This is a genomic window from Pseudomonas sp. FW300-N1A1, from assembly GCF_058789115.1.
Genome location: NZ_JBYTBK010000009.1, coordinates 80,921 through 94,433 on the forward strand (window position 1 = coordinate 80,921; position 13,513 = coordinate 94,433).

Consider the following 13,513-nt stretch of genomic DNA (forward strand, 5'->3'; position numbering starts at 1 on the left):
GAGAACAGCTGTGGATAAGGTTCTGAACTTCAAACAAGGCCGGGTGCCGCTGCTGATCAGCATGCCCCATGCCGGTGTGCGCCTGACGCCTGCGGTCGAGGCCGGTTTGATCCCTGAGGCACGCAGCCTGCCGGACACGGACTGGCACATTCCAACGCTCTACGAGTTTGCCGCTGAACTGGGCGCCAGCACCCTGGCGGCGGAGTACTCACGGTTCGTCATCGACCTTAATCGTCCGTCCGACGACAAGCCGCTGTACGTCGGTGCGACTACCGGCCTGTACCCAGCGACGTTGTTTGATGGCGTGCCGTTGTTCCGCGAAGGGCTGGAGCCGTCCGCGCAGGAACGTGCTACCTACCTGGAACAGATCTGGACGCCGTACCACGGCACCTTGCAGCAGGAGTTGGCGCGACTCAAAGCCGAGTTCGGCTACGCGCTGCTGTTCGATGCCCATTCGATCCGCTCGGTGATCCCGCACCTGTTCGACGGCAAGCTGCCGGACTTCAACCTGGGCACCTTCAATGGCGCCAGTTGCGATCCACAGCTGGCCAGCCAACTGGAAGCCATCTGTGCCCGGCACCCGGACTACAGTCATGTACTCAACGGGCGCTTCAAGGGTGGTCACATCACCCGGCATTACGGAAACCCGGCGGAAAACATTCATGCGGTGCAACTGGAGTTGGGCCAGTGCACCTATATGGAAGAGTTCGAGCCGTTCCGCTATCGCCCCGACCTGGCGGCGCCGACCCAGGTGGTGTTGAAAGAACTGCTGCAAGGGCTACTGGCCTGGGGGCAGCAGCACTACAAGGGTTAAAGATCAAAAGATCGCAGCCTGCGGCAGCTCCTACTGGGGTACACAAAACCTGTAGGAGCTGCCGCAGGCTGCGATCTTTTAGTCGCCACCGTGCAAACACGGTCGCCACAGGTCGCTTTCACCGCTCGTCTGCTGCGTAATGCCCTGGTCACGGTGCACATAGACACCGGCCCGACAATAATCCGCTGCCGTACGAGACCCTTCTGATGAAAAGACGGTTCACCCGCTGTCTCTCAATCTTCTGCGGCACCGCTCTGTTGAGCGCCGGCGCCATGGCCGCTGACGCCTCCTCCTGTAAAACCGTACGCATGGGCGTGGTCAACTGGACCGACGTGATCGCCACCAGCGGCATGGCCGATGTGCTGCTCAATGGCCTTGGCTACGAAAGTAAGCAGACCAGCGCCGTGCAGCAAATCATCTTCGCCGGCATCCGCGACAATCGCCTGGATATCTTCCTTGGTTACTGGAAACCAATCACTTCGGCCTGAAGGACTTCAAACTGATCGAATCCGGTGAGGCGGGCATGCTCGCTGCCGTTCAGCGTGCGGTGAATCGCAAGGCGTTCGTAGTGTTCGTCGGCTGGCCCCCACCCCCGATGAACATCAACATGAAGATCGCCTACCTGACCGGCAGCGAAGACGTCTACGGGTCGAACGAAGGGGCGGCGACTGTCTCCACCGTGACCGCTCCCGATTACGCCAAGCGGTGCCCGAACGTCAATCGCCTGCTGGAAAACCTGACTTTCACCGCCGCTCAGGAAAGTCAGTTGATGGTGCCGATCATGGAGCGCCAGACGCCCCCAGGACGTCGCCAAAAAATGGCTGCGTGACCATCCGGAAGATCTTCAGCGCTGGCTGGCGGGTGTCAGCAGTGTTGATGGCAAGGATGGTGTGACCACGGTTCAGGCCAGCCTGAAAAACTGATGACAACCTATCCTTTATCAGAACAGCTTTCGGCGTTCGTCGACAAAACCCTGAGTTTCTACAGCACCGAAAGCAGCCTGAACGGGTTGCGCCAGGCGTGTGTGTGCCCTTTCAACTGGACCCCGAACGCACGCTGGTGGTCGGTGACAGTGCGGGTGGCAATCTTGCTGCTGCACTATGTCTGGCGTTGCGCGACGCCGGTGAGCCGTTGCCGGCTGCGCAGGTCCTGATCTGTCCGGGGCTGGGGGGCGATCACCGGTTAGCGTCGCGCAGTGAATGCTTTGATGCGCCATTGCTCAGCAGCAATGTGGATTGCTATAACGCGTTGTACTTGCGCGGCACGGCCAAGCCGGGAGCCTATGCGATGCCGTTGCTCGCCGCGGATTTCAGCGAACTGCCACCGGCATGGATTGCGGTGGCGCAGTTCGATCCGCTGCGTGATGACGGCGGGCTCTATGCCGAACGGCTGAATGCCGCCGCTGTATTACGGCGTGGGGCTGGTTCACGTTGTTTGCGGGCGCGAGGGCAGGCTGACGAGGTGGATGCATTGTACGAAACGCTCCTCGGTTATCTGGCGGCAAAACTCTGATTGATGGCAGCCGTTTGTCGCAACTGTCATTTGTGACAGGTGTTTTGCGCCTCTGATTGCCGTAACAATCTCCTGGCAGCGCAGCAATTTTGCTCGAATAAGGAGTGCTCAAGTCATGACAGGCATAGAACAGGTTTCACTCGAAAAAACAGTCGATGCTTCTGGAACTCAAAATATTCCGCCTCCGGTGATTGAGTGGCCTAAAGAAGGTATTGAGCATGATGGCGTTAATGTCCGCTGCGCGGGTACCTGTCTGGAGGGTGCCGTCGTGGAAATATTGTTTGCCTTTACATGGGAGCCCGTACCGGCGATTGGCACCAATTGGTGTATTACGTTGAATAACGTTGGGCCAGGGGCTAGACGTATTCAGGTGCGGCAAACCCTTGATGGCGTTGTTTCAAATCCAGCCGAGGAGCGTAACTTCCATGTACGAAAACCATCCTCGGTGGCTGCACCGATGGTGACTGCGCCGGCAGCTTTCAATAGTTTTGCTGCTGTAGGTGACAATGTCTTGTTCTCGGGCCCTCATGTATCGGGGGAAGCGATTTACATCCGGGATGTGGATGACACCTTGTTAGGGACGGGCGATGTGGATGGAGCTTTTTGGTATTTCAGCCACAGCTGGGAAGAAGCCCAAATATCCTACGTTAAGATCACGAAGGTAGTTAACAATGTTGTTTCTCACGTTACGGAACGCTGGATCGGTATAGGGCTGGAGAACAATAAGCTAAAAATAACCATTACTAATCCCCCCAATGAAAGTGTTTACGCGGTGGGTGGTTATGCCGATTTCACGGGCATTTGTACACCAACTTCGAACACGCGCGGTGATGCTTATGTGGGAATCATGCCCCCCTATCCGATGGGTAATGTAGGACATGTAATCGGCAATCGTTGGTACGTACGCCTCGGGCCGCTGTCCCGGGCTGGTCGTCATTTTCTATATGTTATTGTGACTGATGGACACGAAAGAAGAATATCTGGACGGAACGAAAGCTTGGAAATCGGCGTAGTTGATGCCGGTGAAAACCCCCATCCACCATTACTAATGGAGCCTCGCTTTGGAGATCGTTTCTTTTACGGTGACGTCGTGGTGGCCGAAGGACTTTGTGAAGTAGGTGCTACCGTTGAAGTATTTGACTATCGGGGTTCCTGGTCGATCGAAGCAGAGGTCGTGGGTAATAAGTGGAGTGCCTCGCTCATGCTTGGCCGTGGCACTCATCTCATCGCAGCGCGGCAGACTAAAGACGGTCTAGTTTCCCCGAACAGTGGGATGGTTCAGTTTGCCGTGGATTAAGGATCAACGGATTGTCGTCGCCACTTGTATCCGCCTCGACTCATCGAACCGATCGAGTTCGCCGTGGCGCAACCGTTTCAATTGACCATGAGGATTGAAGGTTAAGCCTAAAATCGCCATTTCAACCAATTCGCTGAGATGGCGGTTTTTCTGTTTGCGGGGGCACCCTTTTCCTCGTGGTCTGTCGCCGGCATTCATCACGGTGGCGCAGTCCGATCCTCTGCTCTGGTATCTCGCGGCAAAACTCTGACTCTCCAAGGACATGCTCATTGCACCATTCGGGTTTATGATGCCGGACGGCAGAATAATAGAAGTCCCCCCAGGGATGACCTCGACCCCTTACGGAGCGCGCAATGCAGACTTTGTACCCGCAGATCAAACCCTACGCCCGGCACGATCTGGCCGTCGATGAAACCCACACGCTGTATGTCGACGAGAGCGGTTCACCGGAAGGTTTGCCGGTGGTGTTCATTCATGGCGGCCCGGGGGCGGGTTGCGATGCACAGAGCCGGCGCTACTTCGATCCGAATCTGTATCGCATTGTCACCTTCGATCAGCGTGGTTGCGGCCGTTCGACCCCGCATGCCAGCCTGGAAAACAACACCACCTGGGATCTGGTCGCCGACCTGGAGCGGATTCGCCAGCATCTGGGCATCGAAAAATGGGTGCTGTTCGGCGGCTCCTGGGGCTCGACCCTGTCTCTGGCCTATGCGCAAACCCATCCTGAGCGTGTGCACGGTCTGATTCTGCGCGGGATCTTTCTTTGCCGTCCGCAGGAAATCGAATGGTTCTACCAGGCCGGCGCCAGCCGCCTGTTCCCTGACTACTGGCAGGACTACATCGCGCCCATCCCCCACGACGAACGCGACGACCTGCTCAATGCATTCCACAAGCGTCTGGTCGGTAACGACCAGATTGCCCAGATGCACGCGGCCAAGGCCTGGTCGCTCTGGGAAGGCCGTACGGCCACCCTGCGCCCGAACCCGCTGGTGGTCGATCGCTTCTCCGAGCCGCAGCGCGCACTGTCGATTGCCCGGATCGAATGCCACTATTTCACCAACAATGCGTTTCTCGAGCCTGACCAGTTGATCCGCAACATGGGCAAGATCGCCCATTTGCCGGGGGTCATCGTCCACGGCCGCTACGACGTGATCTGCCCGCTGGACAATGCCTGGGAGTTGCATCAGAACTGGCCCAACAGTGAGCTGCAGGTGATCCGCGACGCCGGTCACGCGGCGTCCGAACCGGGGATCACCGATGCCTTGGTGCGCGCAGCCAGCCAGATGGCGCGGCGCTTGCTCGATCTGCCGCCTGAAGAAGCATGAAGGGCCTGCTACAGCGCGTGCGTGGCGCGCGAGTCGAAGTGGCGGGGGAGATTGTGGGTGCTGTCGACCAAGGGCTACTGGTGTTGGTGGCCGTGGAGCCGGACGACACCAAGGCCAGTGCCGACAAACTTCTGCATAAGCTGCTTAACTATCGGGTGTTCAGCGACGCCGAGGGCAAGATGAATCTGTCCCTGGCCGATGTCGAGGGTGGTTTGCTGTTGGTCTCGCAGTTCACCCTGGCCGCCGACACCAAGAACGGGTTGCGCCCGAGCTTTTCTACCGCAGCCCCACCGGCACTGGGAGAAGCGCTTTTTGACTATTTATTAGCCAGGGCGCAACAGTTGCATGGCAAAGTCGCATCGGGCAGATTTGGCGCGGATATGCAGGTGCACCTGGTCAATGACGGCCCGGTGACCTTCCTGTTGCAGACCTGAAAGCGTTTGAAACATCTTTTCAGGCGTATTTCAGGGTGAAACAGGGGTTTTTCGCGATAAATACTTTGTTACCCCTGATGCGTTGTAACGCGGGCTACTAGATAATCCCGCGCTACGGGGATCAGCGTTCGTTGGCCCATTTTTGACTTAGGTAGAGACTTGTTCGCGACCGTTTGGGGAATCATTTTGCCCCAGCGGAGTCGGAACAATGCTCGCCAACCTGGCGCATAGATAGCTAGCCGTTGGTTTTTTGATTTGTTTTCGGCGAGGGTTGCTCGTGATTGTTAGTCCCTGTAATGCACCAAGAATGTCTGCTAAACGGTTACGTAATGCACTGGTGACGGGCTCTGCACTGCTTTGCCTGCTCAGCGCCGGCCAGCTTTGGGCATTCAACCTGGATGATGTGGCGGTCAAGGCAAAAGAGCTGGCCGGGAAGAAGTACGAAGCCCCGCGCAGCAATCTGCCAAACGAATTCCGTGAAATGAAGTTCGCGGATTATCAAAAAATCCGCTTCCTGACCGAAAAAGCTGAATGGGCCGACAAGAAAACCCCGTTCAAGCTGTCGTTCTATCACCAGGGCATGCACTTCGACACGCCGGTGAAGATCAACGAAATCACCGCCAGCACCGTTGAAGAGATCAAGTACGACCCGAATCGTTTCGATTTCGGCGACGTGAAGTTCGATCCCAAGGCCACCGAACAACTGGGTTATGCCGGTTTCCGTGTGCTGTACCCGGTCAACAAGGCCGACAAGCAAGACGAAATCATGACCATGCTCGGCGCGAGTTACTTCCGCGTCGTCGGCAAGGGCCATGTCTATGGCCTGTCTGCCCGTGGCCTGGCCATCGACACCGCACTGCCGTCGGGTGAAGAGTTCCCGCGCTTCACCGAATTCTGGATCGAGCAGCCAAAACCGACCGACAAGCACCTGGTGATTTTCGCCCTGCTGGATTCGCCGCGTGCCACCGGTGCCTACCGCCTGACCCTGCGTCCGGGCAGCGACACTGTTGTCGACGTCAAGGCGCAGATGTTCCTGCGTGACAAGGTCAGCAAGCTGGGGATTGCCCCGCTGACCAGCATGTTCCTGTTCGGCGCCAACCAGCCGTCGAAAGTCCTCAACTACCGTCGCGAACTGCACGATTCCAGCGGTCTGTCGATCCATGCCGGTAACGGCGAGTGGATCTGGCGCCCGTTGAACAACCCGAAACACTTGGCCGTGAGCAACTTCCAGGTTGAGAACCCGCGTGGTTTCGGTCTGCTGCAGCGTGGTCGTGACTTCAGCCATTACGAAGACCTCGATGACCGTTACGACAAGCGCCCAAGCGCCTGGATCGAGCCAAAGGGCGACTGGGGCAAAGGCACTGTCGACCTCGTAGAGATCCCGACCGCCGACGAAACCAACGACAACATCGTTGCCTTCTGGAGCCCGGAAAAACTGCCGGAAGCAGGTCAGCCGCTGGACTTCGCGTACCGCATGCACTGGACCATCGACGAGGCTTCCCTGCACTCGCCGGACAGCGCCTGGGTTGAACAGACCCTGCGTTCCACCGGTGACGTGAAGCAGTCCAACCTGATTCGCCAGCCGGACGGCAGCGTCGCCTACCTGGTGGACTTCGAAGGCCCGTCCCTGCAGGCCCTGCCGGAGACGGCCGAAGTGCGTAGCCAGGTGAGCGTGGGTGACAACGCCGAACTGGTCGAGAACAGCGTGCGCTACAACCCTGAAACCAAGGGCTGGCGCCTGACGCTGCGCATGAAGATCAAGGACCCGAGCAAGTCCACCGAGATGCGCGCGGCCCTGGTCAAGGACGTTACCCCTGTCGAGCCAGCCAAGACCCTGGTAGCCACCTCGAACTCCGCTGTTGCCAAGGCTGACAAGGTCGCCGCCAAACAGCAGGAGAAGAAAGACAAGGAAGCCAGGCAGGCTGAAGCCCAGCAAGCTGGCAACGATGCCAAGGACAAGGACAAGGACAACAAAGACGCCAAGCAGCCTGTGGCTGCCGACGCGAACCCAGCCACACCACTCTCCACCTCAGAGTCAGCGGTTAAAACCGAGCAAGTCTTGACCGAGACCTGGAGCTATCAGTTGCCTGCCGATGAGTAATTCCCAAGCACAGCCAGAGTCTCTCAGCGAGTACCTGGCCCACCTGCCAATGACCGATGAGCAGCGCGCCGAACTGGCGGGCTGCAAGTCCTTCAGCGAGCTGCATGAGCGCCTGTCGTCCAGGACGTTCGACGAACCGGTCGAGGCTGCACAAGCCTCGGTGGGTCGTCGACTGACCCTCAATTCCGCGCAGGAGTTGGAGGACGCCGAGATGCTGGCGCTCGACGCCAGCGGTCGGGTGTGCCTGAAGGCCACCCCACCGATTCGTCGGACCAAGGTCGTACCCGAGCCATGGCGTACCAACATCCTGGTGCGTGGCTGGCGGCGCCTGACCGGGCGTACCAACCCGCCGAACCCGCCGAAAGATGAGCGTGTGTTGCCGGCCGCGCGCTGGCGTACCGTCGGTTCGATCCGTCGCTACATCCTGTTGGTGCTGATGCTCGGCCAGACCATCGTCGCCGGCTGGTACATGAAAGGCATCATGCCGTACCAGGGCTGGTCGTTCGTCGATCTGGACGAGGTTCTGCATCAACCACTGATGCAAACCGCCACTCAGGTGCTGCCGTATGCCTTGCAAACCAGCATCCTGATTCTGTTCGGGATTCTGTTCTGCTGGGTCTCGGCCGGTTTCTGGACGGCGCTGATGGGCTTCCTCGAGTTGCTCACCGGGCATGACAAGTACCGCATTTCCGGTAAAAGCGCCGGTAACGAGCCGATTCCCAAGGACGCTCGTACCGCCTTGGTGATGCCGATCTGCAACGAAGACGTCCCACGGGTGTTCGCCGGTTTGCGCGCAACCTTCGAGTCGGTCGCTGCGACCGGTGACCTGGATCGATTCGACTTCTTCGTCCTCAGTGACAGTAATGATTCCGACATCTGCGTGGCCGAGCAGCAGGCCTGGCTGGACGTCTGCCGCGAAGCCAAGGGCTTCGGCAAGATCTTCTACCGCCGCCGTCGCCGCCGCGTGAAGCGCAAGAGCGGTAACCTCGACGACTTCTGCCGTCGTTGGGGCGGTGACTACAAGTACATGGTCGTGCTCGACGCTGACTCGGTGATGAGCGGTGAGTGCCTGACCAGTCTGGTGCGCTTGATGGAAGCCACGCCGGACGCCGGGATCATCCAGACCGCGCCGCGTGCGTCGGGCATGGACACCCTGTATGCGCGGATGCAGCAGTTCGCCACCCGTGTCTACGGTCCGCTGTTCACGGCCGGCCTGCACTTCTGGCAACTGGGCGAATCCCACTACTGGGGTCACAACGCGATCATCCGCATGAAGCCGTTCATCGAGCACTGCGCCCTGGCGCCGTTGCCCGGTAAAGGTGCCTTTGCGGGGGCCATCCTGTCCCACGACTTCGTTGAAGCTGCGCTGATGCGCCGTGCCGGCTGGGGCGTGTGGATTGCCTACGACCTGCCGGGCAGCTATGAAGAACTGCCGCCGAACCTGCTGGATGAACTCAAGCGTGACCGTCGCTGGTGCCACGGCAACCTGATGAACTTCCGCCTGTTCCTGGTCAAGGGCATGCACCCGGTGCACCGTGCGGTGTTCCTGACCGGCGTGATGTCCTACCTGTCGGCACCGCTGTGGTTCTTCTTCCTGGTGTTGTCGACGGCGCTGCTGGCGGTCAACACGCTGATGGAGCCGCAGTACTTCCTGGAGCCGCGCCAACTGTATCCGCTGTGGCCGCAATGGCATCCGGACAAGGCCATCGCCCTGTTCTCGACCACCATTGTGCTGCTGTTCCTGCCGAAGTTGCTGAGCATCATCCTGATCTGGGCCAAGGGCGCGAAAGAGTTCGGCGGCAAGTTCAAGGTGACGATGTCGATGCTGCTGGAGATGTTGTTCTCTATGCTGCTGGCGCCGGTGCGGATGATCTTCCACACCCGTTTCGTGCTCGCCGCGTTCCTCGGCTGGGCCGCGACCTGGAACTCGCCACAGCGTGACGACGACTCCACGCCGTGGAGCGAAGCGGTCAAGCGCCACGGTCCGCAGACCCTGCTGGGCTTCTTCTGGGCCTTGCTGGTGATCTGGCTGAACCCGAGCTTCCTGTGGTGGCTGGTGCCGATCGTTGGCTCGCTGATGCTGTCGATCCCGGTGTCGGTGATCTCCAGTCGCGTGGGCCTGGGCCTGAAATCCCGTGACGAGAGCCTGTTCCTGATTCCCGAGGAATACAATCCGCCACAGGCCTTGCTGGCGACTGACCAGTACACCCACGAAAACCGTTGGCATGCCCTGAACGACGGCTTTATCCGTGCCGTGGTCGACCCGCAGCAGAACGCCCTGGCGTGCTCGCTGGCGACCTCGCGTCACGGTCAGGCCGAGCCGATCGAGTGGCTGCGCACCGAGCGGGTCAGGCATGCCCTGAAAGTCGGGCCTGCCGGGTTGAACAACCATGACCGCCTGCAATTGCTCAGCGATCCGGTGGCCCTGGCTCGCCTGCATGAGCAGGTCTGGAGCGAAGGCCATGCCGAGTGGCTGGGCGCGTGGCGAGACTCGGTGAAAGCCGACCCTCATGCACCGCTGTTGCCGCTCAAGCCGGCCATAATCCAGGCGCAACCAGCCTGATGAGAAAGCCCCGCTAACCCGCGGGGCTTTTTTTTAGCGGATTTTCTGTAACCCCTTGTGCAAACGGCCGAGTGCGTTAGCATCGCTCCCTTCCTTGGTACGCCCGGACAACTTTTTGTCCGTATCTGCCGGTTTTCCAAAGGAAAACGGCGATTTGCGCGCCTTACTACAAAAAGATTGGGGACTTTGATGATGAAGAAGTATCTCTCGATGCTGCTGCTCGGCGTCACGGCACTGGTTGCAGTCAACGCGGCGCAAGCCGGCGCCATCGACGACGCGGTCAAGCGCGGCACGCTGAAAGTCGGCATGGACCCGACTTACATGCCGTTCGAAATGACCAACAAGCGCGGCGAAATCATCGGCTTCGAAGTCGATCTCCTCAAGGCCATGACCAAGGCCATGGGCGTCAAGCTGGAGCTGGTGTCCACCGGCTATGACGGGATCATCCCGGCCCTGTTGACCGACAAGTTCGACATGATCGGCAGCGGCATGACCCTGACCCAGGAACGCAACCTGCGCCTGAACTTCAGCGAACCCTTCATCGTGGTCGGCCAGACCCTGCTGATCCGCAAGGAACTGGAAGGCACCATCAAGTCCTACAAAGACCTGAACACCGCTGACTACCGCATCACCTCCAAGCAGGGCACCACCGGCGAGATGGTCGCCAGGAAACTGATCTCCAAGGCCAAGTACCACGGCTACGACAACGAGCAGGAAGCCGTGCTCGACGTGGTCAACGGCAAGGCCGATGCCTTTATCTACGACGCACCGTACAACGTGGTCGCGGTCAACAAGGTTGGCAACGGCAAACTGGTGTTCCTCGACAAGCCGTTCACCTACGAGCCACTGGCCTTCGGTCTGAAGAAGGGCGACTACGACAGCCTCAACTTCATCAACAACTTCCTGAACCAGATCCACGAAGACGGCACCTACGATCGCATCCATGACAAGTGGTTCAAAGACACCGCTTGGCAAAAAGACATGGAGTAAGGCCGATCTTTGTGGCGAGGGAGCTTGCTCCCGCTCGGCTGCGAAGCAGTCGTAAACCGGTTGACTCGTTCTACCCGACGTTGCGCGGTGGCTGATTTCAGGGCCGCTTCGCACCCCAGCGGGAGCAAGCTCCCTCGCCACAGAGGGAGCGGGCGCCCTGATCGTTATGGATTTACCCTTAGATGAAACATAAAAAACCCCAATGGCCCTGGCACGTACTGACCGTGCTGGTGCTGATCGGCATGGCCGGCGCGTTGTACTACGCCACCTCGCTGATGTCCTACGAGTGGCGCTGGAATCGCGTGCCGCAGTACTTCGCCTACCACGCCGAAGAAACCCAGCGTGCCGCCGACATCTCCACCGTCAGTGAATTGGTGCGCAAGGGCGACAAGGCTGAAGTGACCCTGCGCAACGATGCCGGCACCGAACAGGTGCTGACCGTCGACGACAACAGCCTGCAAGTGGCCCGTGGCGACGATGTGGCCGAGGGTGACGTGATTGGTGTCACCCGGCATTGGGCCGCGGGGCCGCTGATGTGGGGGCTGTGGACAACGCTGTGGCTGTCGGTGGTGTCGGGCGTGCTCGGGCTGCTGATCGGGCTGGCAACGGGCCTGTGTCGGCTGTCGAACAACCCGACCTTGCGTGACCTGTCGATCGTCTACATCGAACTGGTGCGCGGTACGCCGCTGCTGGTGCAGATCTTCATTTTCTACTTCTTTATCGGCACGGTGCTGAACCTGTCCCGCGAATTCGCCGGGATCGCTGCGCTGTCGCTGTTCACCGGTGCCTATGTGGCCGAGATCATTCGTTCCGGCGTACAGTCGATTGCCCGTGGGCAGAACGAAGCCGCTCGCTCGCTGGGCCTGAATGCCAGCCAGTCGATGCGCCACGTGGTGCTGCCGCAGGCGTTCAAACGCGTGCTGCCGCCGTTGGCTGGGCAGTTCATCAGCCTGGTCAAGGACACCTCGCTGGTGTCGGTGATTGCCATCACCGAGCTGCTCAAAAGCGGCCGTGAAGTCATCACCACCTCGTTCTCGCCGTTCGAAATCCTGTTCTGCGTGGCCGGGCTGTACCTGTTGATCAACCTGCCGCTGTCGAAAATGGCCAGCCGGCTTGAGCGGAGGCTCGCGCAAAGTGATTGAAGTCCGCGATCTGATAAAAGTCTTCGATACCCGTGGCCAGGTGGTTCGCGCGGTCGACAACGTCACCACGCAAGTGGCCAAGGGCGAAGTGCTGGTGGTGATCGGTCCGTCCGGCTCCGGCAAGTCGACCTTCCTGCGCTGCCTCAATGGCCTGGAGGAGTTCGACTCGGGTTCGGTGAGCATCGACGGCCTGCAACTGGCCGACCCAAAAACCGACGTCAACGCCTATCGTCGTGAAGTCGGCATGGTGTTCCAGCACTTCAACCTGTTCCCGCACATGACCGTACTGGAAAACCTCTGCCTGGCGCAGAAGGTCGTGCGCAAGCGCGGCAAGAAGGAGCGCGAGGCCAAGGCCATGGCGCTGCTGGAAAAGGTCGGTATTGCGCAGAAGGCCCACGAGTTCCCGTCACGCCTGTCCGGCGGTCAGCAACAGCGGGTGGCAATCGCCCGGGCATTGGCGATGGAGCCCAAGGTCATGTTGTTCGATGAACCGACCTCGGCGCTCGACCCGGAAATGGTCGGCGAAGTGTTGGACGTGATGAAGACCCTGGCCGTGGAAGGCATGACCATGGTCTGTGTGACGCACGAAATGGGCTTTGCCCGGGAAGTGGCGGACCGGGTGCTGTTCTTCGATCACGGCAAATTGCTGGAAGACGCCTCGCCGGCCGAGTTCTTCGATGCGCCGAAGGATCCGCGGGCGCAGGCGTTCTTGCGTCAGGTCCTGTAAGGACGGGACTAAATAGCTGGCCGGTCGAAACGTTTATCAAGGATTCCACGGAAGGGCTTGAACAACATGGACTGTATCTTTTGCAAAATGCTCGCCGGTCAGGCGCCCATGCACCTGATCTGGGAGGACGAGGCTCATGTGGCGTTCCTCTCCAGCCGTCCCAATACGCCGGGCTTCTCGGTGGTTGTACCCAGGCAACACTCAGGCAGCTACGCGTTCGCGCAGTCTGACGAGGTGTTGTCAGGCTTGATGATCGCCGCGAAAAAAGTCGCTTTGCTGATCGACCGCGCGCTGCCGGACGTCGGCCGTACTGGCTTGATGCTCGAAGGTTATGGCATCGACCATTTGCACGCCAAGCTCTTCCCCATGCACGGGACGGGCGACTCAAGCGCCTTCAAGCCCATCAGCTCCAACGTCGACAAGTTCTTCGAGCGCTACGAAGGCTATATCTCGTCCCATGACTTCAAAGGCCAGGTCAACCACGACCTGGCGGCCCTGGCACACCAGATTCGCCGGGTTGGTGGGTTCCGCGCGTAACGCGGGAGGCCGGTTCCAGCCTCTGGCCTCCCGCATTTCAAGGCAATTATTTGATAACGAGAACGATCTCC

Annotated in this window: 10 protein-coding genes and 2 pseudogenes; all 12 read left to right on the top strand. The window is 59.5% G+C overall.

What is annotated here, in order from left to right:
- Positions 1-10 precede the first annotated feature (10 nt).
- The 12 genes and pseudogenes from hutG to AC3WQN_RS09175 all read left to right on the top strand — a co-directional run bounded on the left by hutG (position 11) and on the right by AC3WQN_RS09175 (position 13,442).
- On the top strand, positions 11-814 hold the full coding sequence (hutG, locus tag AC3WQN_RS09120) for an N-formylglutamate deformylase (RefSeq protein WP_103401425.1): 804 nt from the start codon (positions 11-13) through the stop codon (positions 812-814).
- A 206-nt stretch (positions 815-1,020) separates the two neighbouring features.
- A pseudogene (locus AC3WQN_RS09125) lies at positions 1,021-1,737 on the top strand (glycine betaine ABC transporter substrate-binding protein).
- A 106-nt stretch (positions 1,738-1,843) separates the two neighbouring features.
- A pseudogene (locus AC3WQN_RS09130) lies at positions 1,844-2,326 on the top strand (alpha/beta hydrolase fold domain-containing protein); the annotation flags it as partial.
- Between the two features lie 115 nt (positions 2,327-2,441).
- Positions 2,442-3,623, top strand: a complete 1,182-nt coding sequence (locus AC3WQN_RS09135; RefSeq protein ID WP_103401424.1) for a hypothetical protein — start codon at positions 2,442-2,444, stop codon at positions 3,621-3,623.
- Positions 3,624-3,976: 353 nt separating this feature from the next.
- Positions 3,977-4,948, top strand: coding sequence for a prolyl aminopeptidase (gene pip, locus AC3WQN_RS09140; RefSeq protein ID WP_103401423.1), 972 nt, complete (start codon positions 3,977-3,979; stop codon positions 4,946-4,948).
- The gene (gene dtd / locus AC3WQN_RS09145; RefSeq protein WP_103401422.1) at positions 4,945-5,382 is read left to right on the top strand and encodes a D-aminoacyl-tRNA deacylase; all 438 of its coding nucleotides are present in this window, start codon (positions 4,945-4,947) and stop codon (positions 5,380-5,382) included. Before pip ends, dtd begins: the two co-directional genes overlap by 4 nt.
- Positions 5,383-5,689: 307 nt before the next feature.
- Complete coding sequence (locus tag AC3WQN_RS09150; RefSeq protein WP_178081929.1) at positions 5,690-7,483, top strand: glucan biosynthesis protein G; 1,794 nt, start codon at positions 5,690-5,692, stop codon at positions 7,481-7,483.
- On the top strand, positions 7,476-10,046 hold the full coding sequence (gene mdoH, locus AC3WQN_RS09155; RefSeq protein ID WP_103401420.1) for a glucans biosynthesis glucosyltransferase MdoH: 2,571 nt from the start codon (positions 7,476-7,478) through the stop codon (positions 10,044-10,046). The genes AC3WQN_RS09150 and mdoH overlap by 8 nt, the downstream gene beginning before the upstream one ends.
- A 192-nt stretch (positions 10,047-10,238) precedes the next feature.
- Positions 10,239-11,036, top strand: a complete 798-nt coding sequence (locus tag AC3WQN_RS09160; RefSeq protein ID WP_103401436.1) for a transporter substrate-binding domain-containing protein — start codon at positions 10,239-10,241, stop codon at positions 11,034-11,036.
- A gap of 182 nt (positions 11,037-11,218) precedes the next feature.
- A complete protein-coding gene (locus AC3WQN_RS09165; protein ID WP_103401419.1) occupies positions 11,219-12,178 on the top strand; it encodes an amino acid ABC transporter permease in 960 nt (319 codons plus the stop codon).
- Complete coding sequence (locus tag AC3WQN_RS09170) at positions 12,171-12,905, top strand: amino acid ABC transporter ATP-binding protein (RefSeq protein WP_095077991.1); 735 nt, start codon at positions 12,171-12,173, stop codon at positions 12,903-12,905. The genes AC3WQN_RS09165 and AC3WQN_RS09170 overlap by 8 nt, the downstream gene beginning before the upstream one ends.
- 66 nt (positions 12,906-12,971) lie before the next feature.
- The gene (locus tag AC3WQN_RS09175) at positions 12,972-13,442 is read left to right on the top strand and encodes an HIT family protein (RefSeq protein WP_103401418.1); all 471 of its coding nucleotides are present in this window, start codon (positions 12,972-12,974) and stop codon (positions 13,440-13,442) included.
- Positions 13,443-13,513 lie beyond the last annotated feature (71 nt).